This window comes from Pyxidicoccus sp. MSG2, from assembly GCF_026626705.1.
GTDB lineage: Bacteria > Myxococcota > Myxococcia > Myxococcales > Myxococcaceae > Myxococcus.
This window is the reverse complement of sequence record NZ_JAPNKC010000001.1, coordinates 4413428-4436844: the sequence shown is the minus strand read 5'-3', so window position 1 is coordinate 4436844 and position 23417 is coordinate 4413428. Positions and strand designations below refer to the sequence as shown.

At 70.1% G+C, this 23417-nt stretch carries 26 protein-coding genes; 13 read left to right on the top strand and 13 right to left on the bottom strand.

What is annotated here, in order from left to right:
• The first annotated feature begins 163 nt into the window (after positions 1–163).
• Complete coding sequence (locus OV427_RS16940; RefSeq protein ID WP_267857161.1) at positions 164–1252, top strand: metallophosphoesterase; 1089 nt, start codon at positions 164–166, stop codon at positions 1250–1252.
• A 17-nt stretch (positions 1253–1269) separates the two neighbouring features.
• Here the strand turns inward: OV427_RS16940 and OV427_RS16935 are convergent, their stop codons facing one another.
• The 4 genes from OV427_RS16935 to OV427_RS16920 are packed head-to-tail and all read right to left on the bottom strand — an operon-like array spanning position 1270 to position 4377.
• A complete protein-coding gene (locus OV427_RS16935; RefSeq protein WP_267857160.1) occupies positions 1270–1983 on the bottom strand; it encodes a double-CXXCG motif protein in 714 nt (237 codons plus the stop codon).
• 2 nt (positions 1984–1985) lie between these two features.
• Positions 1986–2720, bottom strand: coding sequence for a TIGR02269 family lipoprotein (locus OV427_RS16930; RefSeq protein ID WP_267857159.1), 735 nt, complete (start codon positions 2718–2720; stop codon positions 1986–1988).
• 12 nt (positions 2721–2732) lie between these two features.
• Positions 2733–4007: an RNA polymerase sigma factor gene (locus tag OV427_RS16925; protein ID WP_267857158.1), complete on the bottom strand. Its 1275-nt coding sequence runs from the start codon at positions 4005–4007 to the stop codon at positions 2733–2735.
• Between the two features lie 10 nt (positions 4008–4017).
• Positions 4018–4377, bottom strand: coding sequence for a YciI family protein (locus tag OV427_RS16920; RefSeq protein ID WP_267857157.1), 360 nt, complete (start codon positions 4375–4377; stop codon positions 4018–4020).
• Positions 4378–4603: 226 nt separating this feature from the next.
• On the opposite strand from OV427_RS16920, the gene OV427_RS16915 reads away from it, so the two are divergent.
• Positions 4604–5710, top strand: coding sequence for an RNA polymerase sigma factor (locus OV427_RS16915; RefSeq protein ID WP_267857156.1), 1107 nt, complete (start codon positions 4604–4606; stop codon positions 5708–5710).
• Positions 5711–5936: 226 nt separating this feature from the next.
• Positions 5937–7616, top strand: coding sequence for an energy-dependent translational throttle protein EttA (gene ettA, locus OV427_RS16910; RefSeq protein ID WP_267857155.1), 1680 nt, complete (start codon positions 5937–5939; stop codon positions 7614–7616).
• A 31-nt stretch (positions 7617–7647) separates the two neighbouring features.
• Here the strand turns inward: ettA and OV427_RS16905 are convergent, their stop codons facing one another.
• Positions 7648–7866: a hypothetical protein gene (locus tag OV427_RS16905; protein WP_163997705.1), complete on the bottom strand. Its 219-nt coding sequence runs from the start codon at positions 7864–7866 to the stop codon at positions 7648–7650.
• Between the two features lie 49 nt (positions 7867–7915).
• Here OV427_RS16905 and OV427_RS16900 point away from each other — a divergent pair, with 49 nt between their 5' ends.
• Positions 7916–8761 (top strand): DUF3667 domain-containing protein, encoded by an 846-nt coding sequence (locus OV427_RS16900; RefSeq protein WP_267857154.1) that lies wholly within the window; start codon positions 7916–7918, stop codon positions 8759–8761.
• Positions 8762–8771: 10 nt separating this feature from the next.
• On the opposite strand, the gene OV427_RS16895 is transcribed toward OV427_RS16900, so the two are convergent.
• Positions 8772–9500 carry a class I SAM-dependent methyltransferase gene (locus OV427_RS16895; protein ID WP_267857153.1) on the bottom strand — a complete coding sequence of 243 codons (729 nt, stop codon included), beginning with the start codon at positions 9498–9500 and terminating at the stop codon, positions 8772–8774.
• A gap of 240 nt (positions 9501–9740) precedes the next feature.
• On the opposite strand from OV427_RS16895, the gene OV427_RS16890 reads away from it, so the two are divergent.
• Positions 9741–10244, top strand: coding sequence for a hypothetical protein (locus OV427_RS16890; RefSeq protein WP_267857152.1), 504 nt, complete (start codon positions 9741–9743; stop codon positions 10242–10244).
• Here OV427_RS16890 and OV427_RS16885 read toward each other — a convergent pair.
• Both OV427_RS16885 and OV427_RS16880 read right to left on the bottom strand, forming a co-directional pair.
• Complete coding sequence (locus tag OV427_RS16885) at positions 10231–10527, bottom strand: cupin domain-containing protein (RefSeq protein ID WP_267857151.1); 297 nt, start codon at positions 10525–10527, stop codon at positions 10231–10233. The genes OV427_RS16890 and OV427_RS16885 overlap by 14 nt on opposite strands.
• Before the next feature lie 101 nt (positions 10528–10628).
• Positions 10629–11063 carry an SRPBCC domain-containing protein gene (locus OV427_RS16880; RefSeq protein ID WP_267857150.1) on the bottom strand — a complete coding sequence of 145 codons (435 nt, stop codon included), beginning with the start codon at positions 11061–11063 and terminating at the stop codon, positions 10629–10631.
• Positions 11064–11185: 122 nt separating this feature from the next.
• Between OV427_RS16880 and OV427_RS16875 the strand changes: the two genes are divergently transcribed.
• From OV427_RS16875 to OV427_RS16865, 3 genes are all read left to right on the top strand, one after another.
• Positions 11186–11977: a dienelactone hydrolase family protein gene (locus OV427_RS16875; RefSeq protein WP_267857149.1), complete on the top strand. Its 792-nt coding sequence runs from the start codon at positions 11186–11188 to the stop codon at positions 11975–11977.
• Positions 11978–12089: 112 nt separating this feature from the next.
• Positions 12090–12665: a hypothetical protein gene (locus OV427_RS16870; RefSeq protein ID WP_267857148.1), complete on the top strand. Its 576-nt coding sequence runs from the start codon at positions 12090–12092 to the stop codon at positions 12663–12665.
• Positions 12666–12766: 101 nt separating this feature from the next.
• A complete protein-coding gene (locus tag OV427_RS16865) occupies positions 12767–13945 on the top strand; it encodes an acyltransferase family protein (protein WP_267857147.1) in 1179 nt (392 codons plus the stop codon).
• A 3-nt stretch (positions 13946–13948) separates the two neighbouring features.
• Here OV427_RS16865 and OV427_RS16860 read toward each other — a convergent pair whose 3' ends face one another.
• Both OV427_RS16860 and OV427_RS16855 read right to left on the bottom strand, forming a co-directional pair.
• Complete coding sequence (locus OV427_RS16860) at positions 13949–14395, bottom strand: hypothetical protein (RefSeq protein ID WP_267857146.1); 447 nt, start codon at positions 14393–14395, stop codon at positions 13949–13951.
• 15 nt (positions 14396–14410) lie between these two features.
• The gene (locus OV427_RS16855; RefSeq protein ID WP_267857145.1) at positions 14411–15304 is read right to left on the bottom strand and encodes a LysR family transcriptional regulator; all 894 of its coding nucleotides are present in this window, start codon (positions 15302–15304) and stop codon (positions 14411–14413) included.
• A 119-nt stretch (positions 15305–15423) separates the two neighbouring features.
• Here OV427_RS16855 and OV427_RS16850 point away from each other — a divergent pair, with 119 nt between their 5' ends.
• The 4 genes from OV427_RS16850 to OV427_RS16835 all read left to right on the top strand — a co-directional run bounded on the left by OV427_RS16850 (position 15424) and on the right by OV427_RS16835 (position 18300).
• Positions 15424–16413 carry a threonine ammonia-lyase gene (locus OV427_RS16850; protein ID WP_267857144.1) on the top strand — a complete coding sequence of 330 codons (990 nt, stop codon included), beginning with the start codon at positions 15424–15426 and terminating at the stop codon, positions 16411–16413.
• A gap of 64 nt (positions 16414–16477) precedes the next feature.
• Complete coding sequence (locus tag OV427_RS16845) at positions 16478–16771, top strand: DUF6959 family protein (RefSeq protein ID WP_267857143.1); 294 nt, start codon at positions 16478–16480, stop codon at positions 16769–16771.
• A 177-nt stretch (positions 16772–16948) separates the two neighbouring features.
• Complete coding sequence (htpX, locus tag OV427_RS16840) at positions 16949–17896, top strand: protease HtpX (RefSeq protein WP_267857142.1); 948 nt, start codon at positions 16949–16951, stop codon at positions 17894–17896.
• A gap of 32 nt (positions 17897–17928) precedes the next feature.
• Positions 17929–18300 carry a hypothetical protein gene (locus OV427_RS16835; protein ID WP_267857141.1) on the top strand — a complete coding sequence of 124 codons (372 nt, stop codon included), beginning with the start codon at positions 17929–17931 and terminating at the stop codon, positions 18298–18300.
• 8 nt (positions 18301–18308) lie between these two features.
• On the opposite strand, the gene OV427_RS16830 is transcribed toward OV427_RS16835, so the two are convergent.
• Positions 18309–19184, bottom strand: a complete 876-nt coding sequence (locus tag OV427_RS16830) for a GNAT family N-acetyltransferase (protein ID WP_267857140.1) — start codon at positions 19182–19184, stop codon at positions 18309–18311.
• A gap of 72 nt (positions 19185–19256) precedes the next feature.
• Between OV427_RS16830 and OV427_RS16825 the strand changes: the two genes are divergently transcribed.
• Positions 19257–21128, top strand: coding sequence for a caspase family protein (locus tag OV427_RS16825; protein ID WP_267857139.1), 1872 nt, complete (start codon positions 19257–19259; stop codon positions 21126–21128).
• Here OV427_RS16825 and OV427_RS16820 read toward each other — a convergent pair whose 3' ends face one another.
• Together OV427_RS16820 and OV427_RS16815 are read right to left on the bottom strand one after the other, a co-directional pair.
• Complete coding sequence (locus OV427_RS16820) at positions 21129–21530, bottom strand: PEGA domain-containing protein (protein WP_267857138.1); 402 nt, start codon at positions 21528–21530, stop codon at positions 21129–21131. It abuts the gene before it with no gap.
• Positions 21527–23254, bottom strand: coding sequence for a DUF6311 domain-containing protein (locus OV427_RS16815; RefSeq protein WP_267857137.1), 1728 nt, complete (start codon positions 23252–23254; stop codon positions 21527–21529). The genes OV427_RS16820 and OV427_RS16815 overlap by 4 nt, the downstream gene beginning before the upstream one ends.
• Positions 23255–23417 lie beyond the last annotated feature (163 nt).

Below are 23417 nucleotides of genomic sequence, written 5' to 3'. Positions count from 1 at the left end.
CAATCCGGGGCTTTTTGGTTTTGCGACGCAATCTCAACTGTGGGCGGAAGGTATATCGGGGATTGCGTCGGGTGGGTCAAGGCACGGGGCGGGTGTGGCGGCCGCCCGCCCACCGTGCGGCCTGCGGCACGGAGGTCAGGGGGCGATTAGACACTGCGGTCCGATGTCCCTTCGAACGCGACTCCAGGGCCGCTTCCACCTGCTGGCGGCCGCCCTCGTCACCGTCGTCCAGCTCCCGCCGGTGCTCTGGCTCTGCTGGCTCACGCGCACGCCGCTGCCTGCGCTCGTGGCGCTGGGTGTGTCGTGGCCGTACCTGAAGCAGCTCCAGAGTCCGTGGACGACGACGCCTCGCGCGGCGTCCACCTATGTGGCGCTGGGCTGGTGGTCGGCCTGCCTGGTGTTCGACCTGCTGATGCTGCCGGCCGCGCTGGCCATCCAGGCGGGTGCTCCGGGGGGCGTGACGTGGGGAATGGCGGGGGCCGTCGCGCTGGTGATGGGCGGTGACGCGGTGCTCGGCCGGCCGCGGCTGCGGAAGCGGACGGTGCGCGTGGCGGGCCTTCCGAAGGAGCTCGACGGCTATCGCATCGGCCAGCTCTCCGACGTGCACTGCGGGCCCCACGTGCCCGAGGAGAAGGTGGCCGCCTGGGTGACGCGCCTCAACGGGCTGGGGCTGGACCTCGTCACCGTCACGGGAGACTTGATTGCCCATGGCTCGTCGCACGTGGAGGCCGTGGCGCGGGCGCTGGGGGGACTGCGCGCGAGGGACGGCGCCTTCGCGTGCATGGGCAACCACGACTACTTCACGGACGGCGAGCACCTGGTCCGTGAGCTGGAGCGGAACGGGCTGACGGTGCTGCGCAACCGGGGCGTCGTGGTGAGGCGGGATGGGGCGAACCTCTACGTCGCGGGCGTGGACGACACGTGGACGTCGCGGCACGACGTGGAGCGGGCGCTGGCTGCACGGCCGGACGGTGCTCCCACGGTGCTGCTCGCGCATGACCCGGACCTGTTTCCGCAGGCGCAGGCGCGCGGCGTGGAGTTGACGCTGTCGGGGCACACGCACGGGGGGCAGCTCGCGGTGCCGTGGGTCCGCCGCTTGTCGCTGGCTCGCTTCATGACCCGGTGGACTGCGGGGATGTACCGGCAGGGCCGCTCGTGGCTGTATGTGAATCGCGGTGCGGGCACCACCGGGCCGCCGGTGCGGCTGGGCGCTCCGGCGGAGCTGGCGGTCATCACGCTGCGGCGGGCGTGAAGACTGCTGCGGACGGGTCAGCGCGTTGGTAGCTCGCTGAACTTCACTTCTTCGAAGCCGAGTCGCCGCACCGTCTCCGCGAACCGCTCCGTACCGACGATGACCGTCTGATAGTTGGCGAGCCGGAAGAGGTCACGGTCATCCGGTAGAGAGGCGGCGTCCAGGATGGGTTCCGCTGGCAAGCTGAAGCCGGGCCCTCCGCACGTTTCGCATGGCGCGGGCAGGCCTCGGGGCAGGCAGTCCCGATGCAGCAGCCCGCGCGGCTCTATTTGAAGCTCCAGCAGCTCAGGTGGGTCCTTCTGCTTGAACCGCAGCTCCGTGCGGCAGCCGTTCAGGCCGCGCAGGCCTTCCGCCTGGAGCCGCTCCAGTGCCTCCCGGCGGACAAGCAACGTCCATGGCGCTGGAAAGACGAGCTGAGGGAACTGCCCGTGGCCTCTTCCAACGAGCGCGCCAAAGGTCGTTCCCGGCTCCAGCGGCACGCCCTTTGGTACCAGGGGCCGCACCAGCTCCCGGAGGCGCGTGAACTCCTCGAAGTCCTCTTCTACACGCGCCCTGAACTTCCTGGCGTCCGGCAGTCCGGACAGGTCCACCGCTGGATACGCCTCGCCAATTCCACTCCAGATGTCATCGCAGGTCGGGCAGTGGACGCCGGGCAACAACCATTGGTGCTCCGTCCGCAGCTCCCACGAGTAGCTCGACGGAGACACGTTTCGGAGTCGGTAGAGCCGCATGGTCAGTAGATGTCTTCTTCCACGACGGGGAACAGGGGAATGGCTTTCTTGCTGTAGTACGGCACAACGGGTCCCGCGAGGTCGAACCGGAAAATCATCTGCGTCGCAAAGAGGTGGATGGCTTGCCGGTGTGCACGCCTGTTGTTCTCGATGTAGCGCGCCCACTCCGCGTTCCAGGGGCCACCCATGCCCCCTCTGTGGATGTTCTCGTGAACCTGCTTGTCGAGCACCAACGTCCATTCGTGGATGTCGACCCCTCTGGAGAGGAACCACTCCTTGAAAGCCTGGGGGAACACGTGGTGCTTGACCCAGGTCCGTCGAGGCTGGTTCTCCAGCTCCTTTCTGAGCCGCGCCGCGTACTCCTCGCTCGATTGATTCCAGGGGATGATGAAGATGGGTTCCGCGTTCTCCGGCAGGCCCTGCATGCTTCCCCAGTAGCGCTGGGGATTGGCGGGTGTCGGAAATGGACGCGCGGGTCCCGGCGCCGGCATTGGTGGAGCGGGTGGCCGAACGGGCACCATGGCTTGTGCGCGCACGATGCCGTTCGGTTCCACGTCCTCGCAGTAGTAGAGGCCGCATGCCCCCACCCCGCAGATGAACAGGGTGCATCGGTCCGCAGCCGGGTCGTCACACTCCCCGGCGGTTGCCTCTGCAGTCTCCCAGCGTTGCTGGGTGAGGCTCGTGGATGCGCACGCTGTCACCAGCAGGCCACAGAACAGCCAGGAAATGGTCTTCATGTCCTGTGCACCCTAGCCGGTGCCAGGCCCTGCTCCGTCGAGCAGCTCGCGCAGCCGCTCCTCCAGGAAGCGCCGCTCCGGCGCGGTGCGCACCAGTGCCAGGGCGCGCCGGTAGCTGGCTGCCGCCTCCTCGTTGCGTCCCAGGCGCCGCAGCAGCTCGGCGCGCGCGGCGGGGAGCAGGTGATAGTCCGTGAGCCTTCCGGACGTCTCCAGGTCGTCCACCAGCGCGAGTCCGTGCTCGGGTCCGCGCGCCATGGCCACCGCCGCCGCGCGGTTCAGCTCCACGACGGGGCCGGGCGACAGCTCACACAGCTTCTCGTAGAGCGCGGCAATCTGCGCCCAGTCCGTGTCCTCGGCCCGCGCCGCCTGCGCGTGCAGCGCCGCGATGGCGGCCTGTAGCGTGTAGGGCCCCCGGGCCCCCAGCGCGAGCGCCGCGTCGAGCTGCGCCAGTCCCTCCTGAATCTCCGTGCCGTCCCACAGCGCGCGGTCCTGCCTGTCCAGCAGGACCAGGCCCCCATCCGCCGCCACGCGGGCGCGGCGGCGCGCATGGTGCAGCAGCATCAGCGCGAGCAGGGCGGCGACCTCCGCGTCACGCGGCAGCAGCGAGCGCGCGAGCCGGCCCAGCCGCAGCGCCTCCGCGCACAGCTCCACCCGCAGCAACTCCGGTCCATCCGTGGCCGCGTAGCCCTCGGAGAAGACGAGGTACACCGTGTGCAATACCCCGTGCGTGCGCTCGCGCAGTGCCTCCGCTTCCGGCACGGAGTAGGGAATGCCCGCAGCGTGAATCTTGCGCTGCGCGCGCACCAACCGCTGCGCCATCGTCGCGGGCGGCACGAGGAAGGCGTGTGCAATCTCCTCCGTGGTGAGGCCGCACAGCGTGCGCAGCGCGAGCGCCACCTGGGCCTCGGGCGCGAGCGCGGGATGGCAGCACGTGAAGAGCAGGCGCAGCGTGTCGTCCGGGAGCGCCTGCCACTCCGTGCCATCCGGAGGCGGGGCGAGCTCCTGCTCGATGCGCGCCACCACCTCCATTTCGTTGACGCGAGCCCCCAGGCGCACCCCGCGCCGCACGCGGTCCACCGCCTTGTTGCGCGCGGCGCGGATGACCCAGGCCCGCGGCTCGTGAGGAGTCCCCTGCCGCGGCCACTGTATGAGCGCATCCGCGAAGGCCTCCTGCACCACCTCCTCGGCCGCGGCGAAGTCTCCGCCGAGCACACGGATGACCGTGGCCACGATGCGGCCGTAGTGCTCGCGGTAGGTCTGCTCCAGGGTGGAGCCCGGGGTGCTCACTCGCGCGCGTTCAGCCCTGCTTCGTGAAGTCCACCACGGGGCGCACCTCGATGCTGCCGGTGCGCGCGGCCGGAATGCGCGAGGCGATGGCGATGGCCTGGTCGATGTTCTCCGCCTCGATGAGGTAGAAGCCGCCCAACTGCTCCTTCGTCTCGGCGAAGGGGCCGTCCGTCGTCAGGCGCTTGCCGTCGCGGATGCGCACGGTGGTGGCGGTGGCCACGGGCTGCAGCGCCTCGCCCGCCTTGTAGTTGCCGCTCTTGCGGATGCTGTCCGTGAAGGACATGTACTCGCCCATCACCCGCTCGGCCTCGTCCTTCGGCAGGGTCTCCCACACCTTCTCGTTCTCGTAGATGGCCAGCACGTAGCGCATGGTGTTCCTCTGAAGTTCGGGGGGAGTGGAGCCTCCCCGACGAAGGGTCGAACAAGGTCCGTGAAAATCGACCGGCATTTTCGGCGGGATTTTCCCGGGGCTCCAATCCCCTTCGTCCCCCATGGTTTCGCGGGGTTGGACGGCGACACGGGTCCGGTAGACTCCCAGGTCACATCTCCGGCCCGGGTGGCACTTGAGGGTGTCCCCGTTCCACGCCAGGAGAGCCATGCTCACGCCACCGACCCTCAGTGAAACCGATGTCCGCCTCGCCGCCGCGGGGGACCGCTCCGCCTACGAGCGGCTGGTGCGGCGCTGTGCCGGGCTGGTGAGCGCCATCGCGTTGTCCATCGTCCACGACGTGGGGCGCAGCGAGGACGTGGCCCAGGAGGTGTTCGTCGCCGCGTGGAAGGACCTCGCCCGGCTGCGCAACCCCCGCACCTTCCTCCCGTGGCTGCGCAACATGACGCGCCACCTGGCGTTCCGGATGCTGCGTGACAGGCACGTGCCGACAGCGGAGGAACACCTCGCGGGCCGTGCCGATGAGCGGGCCACCGCGACCGAGCAGTTGCTGGCGGCGGAGCGGGACTCCGTCCTGGACGACGCGCTGATGGCACTCGAGGTGGACGACCGCGAGGTGCTCCTCGTCTACTACCGCGAGGGCAGGTCGCTGCGGCAGGTGGCCTCGCTGTTGGATTTGTCCGAGCCGGCCGCGCGCAAGCGGCTCTCCCGGGCCCGGGCGCGGCTGCGCGAGGGCGTCGAGGCGCGGCTGGGCGACTTCGCCGTGAGCACGGCCCCGGACTCGAAGCTGGCGGCGAATGTCATGGCCCTGCTGCCGTCGACGCTCGGCTCGGGCGCCGCTGTCGGCGCGTCCTTCAAGGCGGCGACCAGCGCGGGCGCGACGTGGCTCTCCTTCGTCGCTCCGCTCGCCATGCTCGCCGGGACGTTGGGGGGTATATCCTTCTCCGTCCGGAAGCTGCGGGCCCGGGCGCGCGACGAGGAGGAGCGGCGGGGGATTGGCCGCTACGGCCTGATGGCCGGCGCCGCCGCCAGCATCGCGGTGGTGGGCATGGGCGTGGCCACCGTGTTCTCGCTCCCGCTCCCGTGGTTCATCGGGCTCTGGGCGGGCTTCATCTTCACCTGGGACTGGCTGGTGCTCGTCTACCTGCCGCGCGTCACGGCGCGCCGGCTCGCGCTGGAGCGCGCCGAGGACCCGTCCGCCGCGAGCCGCCAGCACCGGGAGCGCGTGGCCGCCCTGGCGCTGATGGCCCTGGTGACGGCCTGCTCCGTCGCCTCCCTGGCCCTCTTGCTCCGGGTGCTGTTGAGCGGCACCTGAGCCCCTCACCGCACGAGCCGCTCACGGCCACCGGGGGACCAGGGAAGTGCCCGTTACCGGACGCTCCACCCGACCTCCCGGCTCCAGGCCCCTCCAGGCGGGGCACGCCTGCCGGGCGTCGTGGCCCGCCTGGGGGTGGGAAGTCTGGGACGCGCGCGGCTTGAGTGCGCTGTTCCACCCTGGTATCCGCTGAGCCCCTCACCCCGCCGGAGGCAGGAAAGCCGCGATGGCCCAGAATTTCATCTTCACGATGCAGGACCTGCGCAAGGTCAAGAACAGCAAGGAGATCCTCAAGGGAATCTACCTGTCGTTCTTCCCGGGCGCGAAGATTGGTGTCATCGGCCCGAACGGCTCCGGCAAGTCGACGCTGCTGCGCATCATGGCGGGCGTGGACACGGAGTTCTTCGGCGTCGCCAAGCCGGACCCGTCCGCCAAGGTGGGCTACCTGGCGCAGGAGCCACAGCTCGACCCCACGCTCGACGTGAAGGGGAACGTGGAGCTGGGCCTGAAGGAGATTCGCGGCACGCTGGACCGCTTCAACGAAATCAGCGCCAAGTTCGCCGAGCCCATGGACGACGCGGCCATGGAGAAGCTCCTCGCCGAGCAGGCGCGGCTGCAGGACGCCATCGACGCTGTGAACGGCTGGGAGCTGGACCGCACCATCGAGATGGCCATGGACGCGCTGCGCCTGCCTCCGGGCGACGCGGACGTGACGAAGCTGTCCGGCGGTGAGAAGCGCCGCGTGGCGCTGTGCCGCATCCTGCTGGAGAAGCCGGACCTGCTGCTGCTGGACGAGCCCACCAACCACCTGGACGCGGAGAGCGTCGCGTGGCTGGAGCAGGCGCTGAAGGAGTACAAGGGCACCATCGTCTGCATCACCCACGACCGGTACTTCCTGGACAACGCGGCCGAGTGGATTCTGGAGCTGGACCGCGGCGAGGGCGTGCCCTGGAAGGGCAACTACTCCAGCTGGCTGGAGCAGAAGCAGAACCGGCTGGCGCTGGAGGAGAAGTCGGAGAGCCACCGGCAGAAGACGCTCAAGCGCGAGCTGGAGTGGGTGCGTCAGTCGCCCAAGGCACGCCAGGCGAAGAGCAAGGCGCGTATCGCCGCGTACGAGGATCTGCTCAACCAGTCGCAGGAGAAGCGCGAGCCCACGGGCGAAATCATCATCCCTCCCGCGCCGAAGCTGGGCGGGCTGGTGGTGGAGGCCAAGGGGCTGCGCAAGGCGTACGGCGACCGGCTGCTGGTGGACGACCTGAACTTCAAGCTGCCGCCGGGCGGCATCGTCGGCGTGATTGGTCCCAACGGCGCGGGCAAGACGACGCTGTTCCGGATGATGACGGGCGTGGAGAAGCCGGACGCGGGCGAGCTGCGCATGGGCGAGACGGTGAAGCTGGCCTACGTGGACCAGAGTCGCGACGCGCTGAATGGTGACAACTCGGTGTTCCAGGAGGTCAGCGGCGGGCTGGACCACCTGGACCTGGGCAAGGGCGGGCAGATTCCCAGCCGCGCGTACCTGGCGGGCTTCGCCTTCAAGGGGCAGGACCAGCAGAAGCGCGTGAAGGACCTGTCCGGCGGCGAGCGCAACCGCGTGCACCTGGCGAAGATGCTCAAGAGCGGCGGAAATCTCCTGCTGCTCGACGAGCCCACGAACGACCTGGACGTGGAGACGCTGCGGAGCCTGGAGGACGCGCTCCTGAGCTTCGCGGGCTGCGCGGTGGTCATCAGCCACGACCGCTGGTTCCTGGACCGCATCGCCACGCACATCCTGGCGTTCGAGGGGGACAGCAAGGTGTTCTTCTTCGAGGGCAACTTCCAGGACTACGAGGCGGACAAGAAGAAGCGCCTCGGCCCCGAGGCCCTGGAGCCGCACCGCATCCGGTACCGGCCCATCACCAAGAACTGAAGTGGTTGTACGGAGCCCCTGGGCTGGTTGTTCAGGGGCTCCCGCGGCCGACGAGTCGCGCGAGGATGGCCTGGAACTCGTCGGGGCGGAGATTCACGTGCTCGACGACGTACCCGTAGAGCATCGCCGTCGGGACGTTGCGGCCGCCCCGCTGCTCCTGCAACTGGTGCAGCGTGTGGAGGATGAGGCGCTCCACCCGGGTGAGCCCGTCACGCACGTCGGGGAGGTAGTCACGAGGGTCCTGGGGCATTGCCGACCCGAGCGTACCTCGCGGTCGGGCAGGCTGTAGACTCCCGGGCATGTCCGTCGCACAGCCGTCGCCGCCGTCCGAGCCGGATGCCGCCGTCCCGGCTGCTCCCGAGGCACCCTGTGCCGACTGTGGTGCCGTGTTGACCGGCGCCTACTGCGCGCAGTGCGGAGCGAAGCGCTTCGCGCGCGACGAGCAGCGCTTCACGCCGTACGTGAAGCAGTTGCTGCAGGAGCGCCTCCACCTGGACGGCCGGTTGTGGCGCACCCTGTGGCTGCTCATCACGCGGCCCGGCTTCCTCACGGTGGAGGCGCACTCGGGGCGCTTCGGGCCGTACGTGTCGGCGCGCAAGCTGTTCCTCCTCGTCGGCGCCGCGTACTTCCTCTTTGGCAGCGGGACGTTCTTCCGGTTGGACCGGATGTTGGGAGAGCGCGCCCAGCGTTACGACACCTTCGTCGAGCACTCCGCGCGAGAGCTCGGCGTGGCGCCCGCGGTGCACCGCGAGCACATGGAGGCGCGCTTCCAGCGGGTGAACAAGCTCGCGCAGCTCGGCGGCGTGCTGCTGCTGGCCGGAGCGCTGCCCCTGCTCTACCGGAGGCCGCGCCGCTACTTCGGCGAGCACCTCACCTTCGCGCTGCATGCGTCGGTGTTCCGGTTCCTCATCGGCGCAGTGGGCCAGCAGCTCCATCTGCTTACGGGCTCGTGGCTGCCGAGCATCCTGCTGGCCAACAGCGTGTTCCTCGTCTACCTCACCGTGGCCCTGCGGCGGGTGTACGGCGGCTCCTGGCTGCCGACGTGGGGCAAGGCCGTGGTGCTGTGCTTCGTCTCCATCCTCACGGTGTTCCTGAGCATCGCCACGGGCATGACCAGCGTCTTCATCCAGTGGCTCCCGGGATGAGGCGCGGGCCTCACGCCGGGCGCCGGGCCCACAGGCGCAGTCCCACCGGCTTCAGCGTGCCGGCCTCGATGCCTCGCTGCTCCGCGCTGTAGACGTGGTCGGTGATGGCGTCCGCTTCGGCATGCGCGGCCGCGCCAGCGCCGATGTAGCGGTAGAGGTACGGGCCCGCCTGGGCCCCGAGCAGCTCGAAGCGCCGGCCGAGCTCCTCCTTCATCCGCCACCCTTCCGAGAGGACCTCTCCGTCGTGCGCGTGCTCCTCACGCCAGCGTGACACGGGCTCCATGGACGGAGCGCCGTGGATGCGTGATGGCGGGTAGCGGCCCGCGGCGGCGAGCAACTCCTGCGTCTCGAAGTACCAGCGCGCGGTGGCGGCATCCGGCGCCTCGACGGAGAACTCCTCGGCGATGAGCAGGCCCCCTGGCACGAGCAGCCGCCGCGCATGCTCGACGGCTTCGGCGAGCGGGGTGATGTGGTGCAGCGACGTCACGAAGAGGAGGGCGTCGAAGGGAGCCGACTCGAACTCAAGCAGCCCTGTCTCATGCCACGTCACTCCTGGAGCGGCGGCACGCTTCGTTGGCTGCTTCACGTCGATGGCCGTCACCTCATGGCCGGCGCGCGCGAGCACGGCGGCAAGCTCTCCCTTCCCACAGCCCACGTCGAGCACGCGGCGACGTCCCGCCAGCAGGGGCTCGATGAAGGCGCGGGTCTCTCTCAGGGCTCGGCTCTGCCAGATCGTCATCGTCAACGCGTCTCCTCAAGCCCGGTCCTACTCGTCCCCGTGGTGAGTGGCCATGTCTTCCCAAGCGGAAGTGGATATTGCGACGATGCCAGGTCGCATCGACCATGGGCGCTGATGAATACGTCCAGGCTCTTTCGAACGTCTCTCTTGTTGTCCCTCCTGGCCATCGCCTCGCAACCCCTTCAGGCGAGCGCACAGGAGGGTTCAAGTGCGGCGAAGCCCAAGCCTGCACAGCCCGCAATGCGAGACGGGCAACGTGATTTCGACTGGGAGCTGGGGACCTGGACGACCCGACTGAAGCGCCGGCTGCGTCCCCTGACCGGTTCCAATGACTGGGTCGAGTACGAGGGCACGACGGTGGTTCGGAAGGTCTGGAACGGGCGCGCCAATCTGGTGGAGCTGGATGTCACCGGTCCGGCAGGGCACATCGAAGGGTTGTCGCTGCGCCTGTACAACCCCGAGTCCCGCCAGTGGAGCCTCAACTTCTCCAACAGCGCCAGCGGCACGCTGACCCTGCCCACGATTGGCGGCTTCAACAATGGGCGGGGCGAGTTCTACGCCCAGGAGACGCTGAATGGCCGGGCCATCTTCGTGCGCTTCGTCATCTCGGACATCACGCCGGAGTCATGCCGGTTCGAGCAGGCCTTCTCCGCCGATGGGGGCAAGACCTGGGAAGTGAACTGGATTGCCACGGACTCGCGGGTGAAGAGTCGGGAGGAGACCGCGCCGGTTACAGGTCGATGATGACCAGCGTGCCCTGGCTGCCCTCGCGCACGGTGTGGGGCGTCCGCGCCTCCACGAGATACAGCTCTCCCGCGCGCACGGTGGTGGGGACACCGGACACCGACAGCTCCATGACTCCCTCCAGCACCAGGAGGGCTTCGTCGTACGGATGCGACTCCTCTTCGAGCGGCAGCGCATCCATGCGCAGCACCTTCACGTTCGCCGGGCCCACCTTCCCCAGCACGCGCGAGCGCCACGCCTGGGGCAGCGCGGCGGATTCCGAGACGAGATTCAGCAAGGACATGGCATGGCTATAGCCATTGCCGGATGACCGGGGAAAGGGCTCCCGTCGCTTCTGGAGAACTGTACCGGGGCCGCGTGCACGAGGCTGTGCCTTGCCCTTCGTTACCGTCGAGCTCGCAGGCGCTCCGCGAGCGCGCGATTGAGGCCCTCGTAGGCGGGGCGGAAGCTCTCGATGCGCTTGCGCCCCATGAACAGGGTGATGAAGCCGGAGAACTCCTCGCCGTGGACCAGCCGCGTTCCCGCGCCGTCGGGAGTCAGGCGGAAGTAGTGGAGTCCGGCCAGCACTCCCGGCACGCCGCCCCTCCATTCGAGCGCCTGACCGGGCTCGCAGCGCACGAGGGTGGCCTTGAAGCCGTACCGCTTTCCCGAGCCGTCCGGTGCGGTCACCTTCATCGCGACACGACCACCCGGCTTCACTTCGCCCCGGGCTTCGAGCAGGAGCGGGTTCCACTCGGGATAGCGGTCGAAGTCGCTGAGCACCTGCCACACCTCGTTGGGTGTCGCGTCGAGCCGCGTCTCTGTCTCCAGCCGGACCATGGTGACGCCAGTGTTTCCCAGCCCCGCTCCTGATTCCAGACCCGGCGCGTGGCCGATTCCTCCAATCGCTCGCCGTGGCTCACTCCTACCTTGGCGTGGCAACCCACTTCGGGAGCCACTCCATGTGCTTCGACGTCGACTCCTCGCCTCCCATCGCCAGCAACCCGCACGTGACGGTGAATTCCCAGCGGCTCACGCTGGCTGCGGCCGATGGCAACCGCTTCGCCGCGTTCCTCGCCGCCCCGGAGCGCGCGTCCGGCGTGGGCGTGGTCATCCTCCCGGACGTCCGGGGCCTCCACCGCTTCTACACGGAGCTCGGGCTGCGGTTCGCGGAGAGTGGGCACACCGCCCTCGTGCTCGACTACTACGGGCGCACCGCCGGGGCCGGTGAGCGGGGCGATGACTTCCCGTACAAGGAGCACATGGCCCGCCTCACCCCGCGTGGGCTGTGGACAGACCTCACCGCCGCCGTCAGTCATCTGCGTGCTCCCGAGGGAGGCGCCTGCCAATCGCTCATCACCGTGGGGTTCTGCCTCGGTGGGCGCGTGGCGATTCTCGCCGCAGCCCAGGGGTATGCGCTGGCCGGCGTCGTCGGCTTCTACTGCTGGCCCGCGGCCGGACGGGACGGTGCACCGGGGCCGACCCAGCGCGCGGCGGACCTCGCCGCTCCGGTGCTGGCGCTGATGGCGGGCGACGACCCGGGCATCCCCGCGTCGGACGTCGCCGCCTTCGAAGCGGCCCTCCGCCAGGCGGGAGTCGACCACGAGGTGGTGACGTACGCCGGTGCTCCGCACAGCTTCTTCGACGTGAAGCAGCGGGACTTCACCGACGCCTCGACCGACGCGTGGCGGCGCGTCCTCGCGTTCGTCCAGCGAGTCTCGGCACCGCCGGCACTTCGTGGACAGGTGGCGTGACACCGGGCCTCGCACCGTGTGACAGCCGCCCGGAGGAGCGGGACCGGCGCACGGTGGGCGGCGTGGTTCGGAAGGTGCAATACCGGAGGACTCCCCTATCAAGGAGCCCATCGTGAAGGCCTTCTGGAAGCTCTCCGCCCTGGTCGTGTTCGTCACTGCATCCGCCGCCCAGGCGGGCAGCGTGTATGGCCCGTTCTTCTCGCGCTACTACGTCGACCTGAACTCGCGCAGTCCGTCCGGCACGCCCATCTACCCGACCTTCATCTCGCCGAACAGCGGCGCTTCGGTTCCGTACGAGACGTTCGCCATCTCCGACAGCGTGTCCGGGACGGGCTCGTGCTGGAAGGTGGCCGCCATCCGGATCGGGAGCACCGCCGAGCAGAAGATGTGGATGGAGTCCACGCCTGGAACCTGGGTGTCGCTCGCCGATGACGTCGTCAACACCCGCGACCCGGGGGCGTACATCTACACCGAGAAACCGAACGACACGGTCATCCGCATCGCCGACTACGCGGCCTATGCGGCCGGCTCGCAGGGCCAGTTCTTCGTCTCCCTCACCTCGCTCTTCTATCCGAACGAGACGCGTCTCCAATCCTGTGACCGCTTCGCCCTCAGTGATGGCTGGCCGTACGTGCGCATCAGCGCCTCGGGCGCGTTGACGTTCGTGAAGCGGCAGGGCTACCCGTAGCGACGGCTCCCTCTCCGCGAGGCAGGCAGCCAGGCGGCGGGGCAGGGCGGGCAAGCGTTGCCGCACCCGGAGCGCTCATGCATGCTGGCGCGCCTGCATCCATGAGGACCGCTCTCAGACCGCTGCCCGCACTCACCGGCCTGCGCTTCCTCGCGGCCTTCCACGTGGTGCTGTTCCACTACCTGGACCGGGACGGCCTGCCGGCGTGGCTCGCCAACACGGTGGACAGCGGTCCCAACAGCGTGACGCTGTTCTTCGTCCTCTCCGGCTTCATCCTCGCCTACAGCTACCTGGGCGCCGAGCCGGACGCCACCGTGCCCCGGCGCGCGTTCTGGGTGGCCCGCTTCGCCCGCGTGTATCCGGTGTACCTGCTCGGCCTGGTGCTCGCCGCGCCCGTCTTCGTGGGCAGGGTGCTCCAGCAGCAGGGCCTCACGGGCGAGTCCCTGCTCACCATCGCCGGCATCGGCACCGCGGTAGGCGGGCTGTTCCAGGCGTGGCTGCCCGGCGCGGCGTGCGAGTGGAACTGCCCCGGTTGGTCGCTGTCCGTGGAGGCGTTCTTCTATCTGGTGTTCCCCTTCGCGGCGCTGCCCGTACTGCGCATGGGGCGAAGGCGGCTGCGGGTGGCGCTGGGCCTGTCGGCGCTCGCGGGCGTGGTGCTCATGGGCGGTTGGCTGTACGGCCTGTACGTGGCGTCGCAGCCCGGCAGCGGCCTGGACTCCGCGGCCTGGAAGGTAGTGGGGGCGTACAACCCGCTCCTGCGCCTGCCGCAGTTCCTCTGTGGCGTGTTCCTGGGCCGGCTGTACTGCCTGCGCCCGCGTGTCTCCGTGCCCTTCGACAGGGCCATGGTGGTGGTGGGCGTGGGGGGGAGCCTGGTGCTGTTCGGAGTGCAGTGGGGCCATCTCGCGCTGTACTTCAAGGACCTGGCGCTGCTGCCCGGCTTCGCGTGTCTCATCTGGGGACTCGCGGGTGGGACGGACCCGCTGGCGCGCGCGCTGGCCCGGCCCGGCATGGTGGCGCTGGGTGAGGCCAGCTATGCGCTGTACCTGCTGCACTCGCCCCTCAACAACTGGCTGCACGCCGTGGACGTGTACCTGCGGCTGGGCTGGTGGTCCCGGGGGCCGGTCTTCTTCACTGGCTACGCGCTGCTGTGCGTGGCCGTCTCGCTCGTCGTCTTCCGCCGCGTGGAGGAGCCCGCTCGTCGCTGGTTGCGCAGCCGGCTGGCCGCGCCCGCGCGCCCGGCTTCGTCGGCGTCGCTCGACGTGGGGACGGCGCGGACGTAGCGCTCACCACGCTCGCTTGAAGGGGAAGTTCAGCAGGGCCCAGAGGGCACGGATGCGCTGGATGGCGGGGTAGGTCTCCGCGCCGAAGTGGCGCTCGAAGTGCTGGCGCCTGCGCTCCTCGAGGAAGATTTCGTGGATGCGGACGGTGCGTACCTCCTCGCCGCTCCAGACTTCGAATTCCCACGAGGGGAAGTCGTCGATGACGACGTGCGGAGGGCCCTGGGGCGGAAGTCCCTGGAGGAGGCTCGATATCCTCCGCATGACCGAGGCATTGAAGACGTGCTTCGTCTGCTCGGAGAGCCGCCCCGCGCCGTAGGCGAACCACGAGTGTGTATGCGACGCCCGGCCCGACGATGCGAGCCGGAGCTCGATGCCGTGGAGCTCGTCTTCGAACCCGGGCACTCGGGACATGACCACCAGCTCGCCCTTCTTGAGCCGCTCATAGGGCATGGGCGCTCCAGGTGCTCACGGGCGCTCACCGCGCAGCCGGGGTGCTTCCCTCTGGAAGGCGTCCACCAGCAGTTCGATGGCAGCCCGCACGCGCGCGGCGTGCTGGAGGTCCGGGTGTACGACGAGCCACGCCTCTCGCGTGGGAAGCGCGTCCACGGGAGAGAGCCTCACGAGGTCCGGCACTCCATCCGCCAGGTAGCAGGGCAGCACCGTGAGCCCCAGTCCCTTGCGTGCCGCCTCCAGGAGTACATAGCGGCTGTTGCTGCGCAGGGCGAACAGGGCTCCGTTCCCCGCGCGCTCCAGCCACTGCTGCTCCGGCGTCTGCGACAGGGAGTCGTCGTAGCCGAGCAGTACGTGCTCGCGCAGGGCCTCCAGCTTCGGACGCCCGTGCTTGCGCACGTACGCCTTCGAGCCGTACAGCGCGAAGGAGAGGTCTCCCAGCTTGCGCGCAGTGAGCGCGGGCTCCTGTGGGCGGAACAGTCGCACGGCGAGGTCCGCTTCCCGGCGCGAGAGGTTGAGCACCTGCGTGGCCGCGAGCAGCTCCAGACGCAGCGCGGGATGGCGCTCTCGCCAGTCGGGCAGGTGGGGCGCGAGCACGTGGCTCACCACCGTCTCCGGCGCCGTGATGCGCACGCTGCCGGACACCTGGACGTCCGCTCCGGCGAGCTGCCGCTCCAGCGTGGTGGCCGTGTCGTCGATGTGCCGGGCGGCGTCTACTGCCTGCTCGCCCGCGGCCGTCAGCCGCATGCCTCCGGGGGCCTTCTCCAGGAGGCGCACGCCCACGGCGCGCTCCAGCGCAGTGAGTCGCCGGCCCACCGTTGCCGCGTCCACGCGCAGCTTGCGAGCCGCCGATGCGAGCGAGCCGCCCTCATGCACGGCCAGCAGGTAGCGCAGGTCATTCCAGTCCACGCCTGCATTCTCGCATGCCTGCCCCCGCGCTCCTGCCTCTTCCGCGTGGACACCCCTGCTGGCACATCCATGGAGCCGCGCGCGGTCGTCGTCGTGCCGCGCGGCAGACAGGAGTCCCCGTGTCCTCCGAGCTCCGGGCCGTCACGCCCCAGTCCATCCTCCAGGCGCGTGAGCGCATCGCGCCTTTCATCCGTCACACGCCGCTGGAGCCCTCCGCCGCGCTCTCCGCACGGACGGGCGGCCGCGTCTTCCTCAAGCTGGAGTGCCTCCAGGTGACGGGCAGCTTCAAGCCGCGCATCTCCTTCAACAAGCTGCTGTCCGTGGACGCGTCGACGCGGGCACGGGGCGTGGTGGCCTCCACCGCCGGAGGGCATGGCATCGGGCTCGCCCATGCGGGGCGGCGGCTCGGTGTCCCCGTGGAGCTGTTTCTTCCGCACACCGCGGACGCTCGCAAGGTGGAGGTCATGCGCCGCGACGGGGCGCGGCTCCACTTCCACGATTCAGTACCCGCCGCGCGCGAGGCTGCCCGGGCCCACGCTCGCGAGCACCAGCGCCTCTTCGTCTCCGCCTACAACGACCCGGACATCATCGCCGGTGGTGGCACCGTGGGGCTGGAGGTGCTCGACGACCTGCCCGAGGTGGACCTTGCCGTGGTGGGCATTGGCGGTGGTGGCCTCATCAGCGGCATGGGCGTGGCGATGAAGGCACGCAACCCGCGCATGCAACTGTGGGGCGTGCAGCCCGAGGTGAGCCCGGTGCTCGCCGGGTGGATGCGCCACGGCCGGCCCGTTCCCGTGGAGTCCCGTCAGAGCATCGCCGACGGCCTGGGCGCGCAGCCCGAGCCCGACACCCTCACGCTGCCCCTCGCCTGCGAGTACGTGGACCGGGTGCTGCTCGTGTCGGAGGAGGACCTCCGGGACGCGATGGCGTGGTTGCTGGAGGAACACCAGCTCGTCGTCGAGCCCTCCGGCGCCGCCACCGTGGCCGCGCTGTTGCGCCACCCGCCCGAGGGCTTCCGCCACATCGCCGTGGTCATCACCGGCCGCAACATCAGCCGGGCCCGGTACGTTCAGCTGCTCGGTGAGCGACTCACCGCGACGCCCACATAGGTCGCGTCAATCCCCCTTCAAGGGAGCCGTCCCCTCCGCGAGGATGGAGGCGAAGGGAGGGGAGATGGAGCGCAAGGAAGTGGAGGTGTTCTCCACGGCGTCGAACACCGCCGTGGTGCGAGTGCCCGGCAGGCGGTTTCCGGGTGTGGTCATCCAGGGGGACTCGCTCAAGCTCCTCCTCGATGACGTGCGCACGGCGCGCGAGCTGGCGGGCGCGGCGGCGGACTCGCGGGAGGGGTTGGCTGACGTCATCGCGGAGCTTGAGGAGAAGCTCGCCGGGTATCTGTCTGTCTACGAGGAGACGCTTCGCGCGCACGGCCTGGAGCTGCCGTACATCACGCGCACGGAAGGTGGATAACGCCGCGCAACCCCTACAGCCATAGAGAAAACCTCACTTCGACGAAGGAACAATCTCTGGAAGGCCCCCACCCCAGCGCTGTTCCTGGTGTGCCCCGACACTTCCCGTCCGCGGCGACTTGCATCTGCTCCGCGCCGCTGAATGTTGGGGTCAACGAGTTCTTTCGGAGAGAGGGCCATGAAGAGAAGCTTCGTCGGTCGCATTGCGCTGTTCATCCTGACCAACCTCGCGGTGGTGGCGATGCTGGCCATCGTCGGTCGGCTGCTCGGCGTGGACAGCTTCCTGGCCCGTCAGGGCACGGGGCTCAACCTGACCGCGCTGCTCATCATGTCGGCCGTGATGGGCTTCGGTGGCTCCATCATCTCGCTGCTGCTCTCCAAGACGATGGCGAAGTGGAGCACCGGCGCACGCGTCATCGACTCGCCTCGCACCGAGGCCGAGCAGTGGCTGGTGCATACCGTCCACCGCCTGGCGCGTGATGCCGGCATCGGTACGCCCGAGGTGGCCGTCTACGACAGCCCGGACATGAACGCCTTCGCCACGGGCGCGCGGCGGGACAATGCGCTCGTCGCCGTGTCCACCGGTCTGCTCCACGGCATGCGGCGCGACGAGGTGGAGGCGGTGCTCGGCCACGAGGTGGCCCACGTCGCCAATGGCGACATGGTGACGCTCACCCTGTTGCAGGGTGTGCTCAACACCTTCGTCATCTTCGTGAGCCGCGTGGTGGGCTTCGTCGTGGACCGGTTCCTCAACCGCTCCGACGACGGCGAGGAGCGCGGCGGCACCGGGCCCGCCTACTTCATCACCAGCCTGGTGATGCAGCTGCTGCTCGGCATCGGCGCCAGCCTCATCGTCGCCTGGTTCAGCCGGAGGCGGGAGTTCCGCGCGGACGACGGCGGCGCCACGCTGGTGGACGCGGGCTCCATGGCGCGCGCCCTCAACCGGCTGCGCCAGCTGCAGGACGAGTCCGCCCTGCTGCCGTCCAACATGCGCGCCTTCGGCATCCGAGGGGGCGGCATGCTGGCCCTGTTCTCCACCCACCCGCCGCTCGAGCAGCGCATCCAGCGGCTCGTGGACGGGAGCTGGCGCGGCGGCGCACGCCTCGCCACGGATGGGGTGGTTTGATACTGGATTGCACCTGTTGCTAAGCTGTCGGGATGAGCCGACGAGCGAGCTGGCTGTGGCGCTGTGCCGTGGTGGTGGCCGCCCTGGGACTGGGCGGCTGCAACGCGGGGGACCTCGAGCCGGGCGAGCAGGAGTCGCTCGGCGCGTCCGAGGCCTCACTGTGTACGTGCGGCACGACGCGCTACACCAGCACGCGGTACGGCGAGGGCGCCGGCTGTGGCAGCGCGGCGACCCAGGCCCGCAGCCTGCTCCAGGCCTCCATGGCGGCGAAGTGCCCGTCCGGCTCGTGCAACGTCAGCCAGAGCCTGGGCGAGTGCGAGCCGCTCGGCCCCAGCCGGCTGGACGGCTTCCGGTTCACCATCAGCGCGACCTACTCCTGCAACGAGCCCGTCGGCTGTCAGTAGTCCGGAGGTCAGGTGTGCGCCAGCACGGGGAAGCGGTGCGCGTCGGGTGACGGGGTCAGCTTCCGCACGAACAGGTCGGCCTCGGTGTCCTCGCCGGCCTCCACCGCGCCCGGCCACCAGCGCTCGGGTGTGAAGCCGAACCGGATGCTCCGGATGGGGCGGTCAATCAGGCGTGGGAGGCTGGCGCGCAGGTCGAAGGGCTCGCGGGTGAAGACATCGTCCAGGTGCAGCGTGTCGCCGTCGACGCTCGCGGACACCCACGTGTCGGGGCCGAGCTGGCGCAGGGGCCGCGCGAAGCCGTTCGCCACGTGCCAGCTCGCCACCGTCGCGTAGCCTCGCGCGCCGAAGCGCTCCGTGGAGGGAAGTCCCTCGCGGGAGATCGCGGCGAATCGGGCCCGCACCTTCGCGTCCTCCAAATCGAGTGTGGGGGCGGGCGGGCCTTCCGGCACGGCTTCGTGCTCGGCGGCGAAGAGTGTCTGCTTCCATGGCTGGAAGCCGAAGCGCGGGTAGAACTCGCGCACCCGGGGGTTGGCGAACAGCAGCACCGGCGCGTCGCCGCAGGCCTCCAGCGCCGCGTCCATCACCACGCGCGACAGGCCCCTTTCCCGGTGCGAGGGGATGCAGCCCACCGCGCCGAGTTGGAAGGCGGGGACTTCCCGCCCGTCCATGCGCAGCCGCATCCGCATCACCGAGGCGTTGGCCACCACGTGGCCGTCCTCGAAGAGGGCGAACGCGCGGTAGTCGTCGTCCCACTCACCCCACTCGCGCCAGTGGCGGAAGTCCGCGCGGCGGAACACCTGGGGCACGTAGTCGCAGAACGCGGTCTGGAGCACGGCGTCGCGGGGACCGATGCCGGTGACAGTGGAGACGGGAGGAGGGCCCATGCGCGGACTCTACCGTGTGAGCGGCCCGTGAGCCCGGCGTGGTATTGGAAACGCATGGCAGGGGTCACACGGATGTCTCGCATCACCTGGGCCTTGCTCGCCGCCGCGCTGCTGGCTGCCCCTTCGGCGGCGCTCGCGGAGGAGCGCTACGCCGTCGTCATCGGCGCCAACGTGGGCTGGGCCAACGACAAGCCACTGCGCCACGCGGAGTCCGACGCGGAGCATGTGCGCGACGTGCTGGTGGAGTTGGGCGGCTTCTCGGCCGACCGCGTCCACCTGCTGAGAGACCCGGATACCACCGAGGTGCGCGCGCTGCTGCGCAAGGTGAGCGGCTGGCTGCGTGCCGGGCGCGGGGACACGCTGCTCTTCGTCTACTACTCGGGCCACGCGGACGCGCGGCATCTGCACCTTCGCGGCGAGCCCATGTCCCATGAGGAGCTGTACGCGATGCTGCGCGACTCGCCGGGCCGCGTGCGCCTGGGCGTGGTGGATGCGTGCCGCAGCGGCTCCATCGTCGACACCAAGGGCGGCCGGCCCGTGGCCACCTTCGAGTCCCAGGTGGTGGACGAATTGGAGGTGAACGGGCTCGCGCTGCTCACCTCCAGCGGCGCGGATGAGCTGTCACAGGAGCGGCGCGCCCTGGCGGGCTCCGTCTTCACGCACCACCTCGTCTCCGGCCTGCGCGGCGCGGCGGATGCCAACGAGGACGGCCGGGTGACGCTCTCCGAGGCGTACCAGCACGCCTTCCAGCGCACGGAGGCGGACACCGCGGCCACGCCGGTGCCGCAGCGGCCCGCCTTCCGCTATGAGCTGAAGGGGCAGGGCGAGGTGGTGCTGACGTGGCTGGAGCGCGCCTCGGCCACGCTGGTGCTGCCGCGCGTGGAGGGCGAGCGCTACGTGGTGGTGGACCGCGCCGAGCGGCGCCTGGCCGCCGAGGGCCGCACCCGGCCGGAACGGGAGCTGCCGCTGGCGCTCGCGCCGGGCGACTACCACGTCAAGCGCGTGGGCGCGGAGTCGGTGGAGTCGGCCGCCGTGAAGCTGGAGGCGGGCGCACGCGTGGCGGTGAGTGGACTGGCCTTCGAGCCACGGCCGCTGTCCTCGGGCCTGCTCAAGGGCCGTCCGGAGGACACGAGCGACCCCGCGGAATTGCGCGACTGGCGCCGCGACGAGGCACTGCGGCTGCTGGCGGCCGGCGAGGCGCGCGCGGCGCTGCGCCTCTTCGACCAGGTGCTGAAGGAGGTGCCAGACGACGCGGCCTCGCTGCGTGGGCGGGCGCGCGGGCTGGTGCGTCTGGCCGAGGCGTATGAGCGCACGGGGGACAAGGCCCGCGAGCACCGGGCCCTGCGCGCGGCCATCGCCGCGGACCCCACGCTGCCGGAGGACCCGGACTTCCTGCGCCGGTATCAACAGCTCCAGGAAGAGGAGGCCACCCAGGCGCGCGAGGAGGCACAGCGGGCCGAGGCCCTGCTGGAGTTCCAGCGCAACCCCCGGCTGGGCCGCATCTGGGGCGTGGGGCTGGACCTCTTCAGCTCGCGCGGGGTGATGGTCATCGCGGCCACCTACGTGGCGCGGAAGGACTTGTTCCCCTACGTCGCGCTGGACATCGGCTTCGGCGGCATCGACGCGGGCACGCGGTGGTCGCTGGTGAACTCGCGCTTCAGCCCCTTCCTGGGCGCGGGCGTGCACGTGGGCGTGCCCGGGCTCGAGAGCGACAACGCGAGCATCGGCGTGGGCGGCAACACCATCACCACCGACCCGAAGCGGCCCGGCGACATCCCCGCCGAGGAGGTCTTCAACCTCAACCTGCACCTCGACGCCGGCCTCCAGTACGTGGCCCAGGGCGGCTTCTTCATCGACGCGGGGCTGGGGCTCGCCATCTACCCGAAGGACGGAAGCCCCCACCTGCAGCTGCTGCCCATCATCGGCGCGGGCTGGCTCTTCTAGTCAGTAGAGGTCGTCCGTGTCGGGCCCGGGCGGCCTGTCCCAGTCCACGTCCTCCAGGTCCGTCACGGGCTGGAGCACGTAGCTGTGCTGCCCGGGATAGCCCGCCACCCAGATGAGCGGGAAGAGGAGGCCGCCGAAGAGGAGGGCGGGGATTTCGACGCTCCCGTCGCGACGCATCACCGCGGTGAGGGGCTGGTAGCCCTCCTTCTCCAGGCGGACCGTCACCTTCGAGAACGAGGTGCGCCGGTCGGAGTACTTGCAGGGCGTGGTGCCCACGCGCTCGTTGTCGACGTAGACGGTGGCGCCCGGCGGGGTGCTGCGGATGGTGGTGGTGCTCGCGCACCCCGTCAGGAGCGCGGCCGTGAAGAGGGCACACACGCGGCGCGCGGTGCCCCGGCTCATGGTCGCTCCCCGTGCATGAGGGCCTCGCGGAAGCGGCCCTCCTTCGCCGCCACGCAGACGGTGTACCCGTCCAGCACTCCGCACGTGAGCCCCGCCTCCGGGCGCTGGAACGCGGACACCTCCTTCGCGTCCACCACGTAGAGCGTGTCCGTGGCGAAGCGGCCGTCGCGGACGTCGTCGCGCAGGGCCTCGCAGGCAGCCCGCACCTTCGCCGCGTCGAAGCGCGCCAGATAGGCGCTGTTCGTCGTCATCCCCTTGCGATACGCGAGGTCCCCGAAGCGCACGTAGGCGTTCAACGGGAACGACTGTGCAACGCACGGCTCGCCCCTGAAGGGGATGGCCGGAGGGAACAGGACGACGTGCCGGTAGGTCGGGTCCACCTGCTCCCACTCCGGTGCCGTCAGCCTCGGCCAGGGCGCGCCATCGAAGCGGCCCCGCCACCACACGTCAGTCGTGTCCAGGAGCTGGAGGAGCACGGCGCCCAGCAGCAGGCCCGTGAGGACCCGGGGGCGCTGCCTCCAGCGCCACGTGACGAGCGCGAGGAGGCCCGTCAGCAGCGCGTAGTCGAGCACCCAGATGAACCGCCCCGATGCACGGAAGGGCGCCAGCACCGGCAGCAGCGCCTGCGTCACGCCCCGCAGCGAGAGCACCTTGTGGCCCGCCACCGTCACCAGCGTGGAGAGGGCCAGAAGCGTCAAGGCGAGCACCACGAGCACCAGCGGTCGCCGGGCCCGCAGCCCTTCCTTCGCGTGCGGCCACCAGCGCGAGGGCTGCAAGAGCAGCACGAGGGCGAGCGCGAGCCCTCCCGTGCCGAGGTAGCCGAAGCCCTCGTACTGCCCGGGCCTCATGGGCAGGTCCGGCAGCAGCTTCGACATGCCCTGGGGGTTGAAGAGCGTGAGCACGTCCGCGCTGAAGTCACCGAAGCTCAGTTCCGGCGCCAGTCCCACACCCTGGCCCACGTAGCCGAAGAGGACGAAGAGGAGGCCCACCGCACCGAGCACGCCCGCGAGCGCCAGGCCACCGGCGCGCCAGGAGAGGAGCCGCTCCCGCGTCACCAGCGTGTAGAGCAGCGCCACCGTGAGGGCGAAGACCATCACCACCAGGTACGGGTGGATGCCCGCCGCGAGCACGTTGAGCACGAGCGCGCCGCCCACGTCCCTCCATGCCGCCCGGCTGTCCGCGCGCGGGCGCAGGTGGAGCCACAGCAGGCCCAGGAGCAGCCAGTGCGCGCAGAGCGTGTCGTGGCCGCTCCGGGCGAGCAGCACGGGCGACATGATGAACAGCGATGCCCCCAGCAACTGCTTCCCCGGACCGGGCGTGAGGCACTGCATCAGCTTCACACCCATCCACCCCTGGAGTGCGAAGCACAGCGCGAACCAGGGGCCGATGAATTGGAAGTCCCGGGGCAGCCAGCGTGAGAAGGGCTTCAGCGCGAGCGACACCCACGGGTTCGAGTCGGTGAAGCCCACCGACGTGGACAGCGGGTACACGAGGGAGTCCGTGCTCCCCAGCGGGAAGCGCCAGGGGCCGTTGCGGAAGTGGAGCCAGCCGAGGACGTGCTGCTCGTGGTCGCCTCCACCCACCCAGTCCAGGTTCGTCGGGTCGAGTGTCCCCCCTCCGCCCAGCAGCAGATACCAGAGGATGCCGAGCACCGCGCCGAGCCACGGCCCCCAGCGCGCCCAGGAGGCCGGGGAGACGTTCTCGATGACGGCAGGGGATTCCAACGCTCACGACTCCAGGGCATCCCATGCACGGTGCGCGGCCACCGGGAGCCCTCGGGATGCCCGGGCGAGATAGCACGCCGCGCCTGCCCCACCGCAAGTGCCGTCCACGCTCCTCCGTGAGTCCCCGGGCCCCTCCGCTGCATGGGAGGGGCCCGCCCCTTGG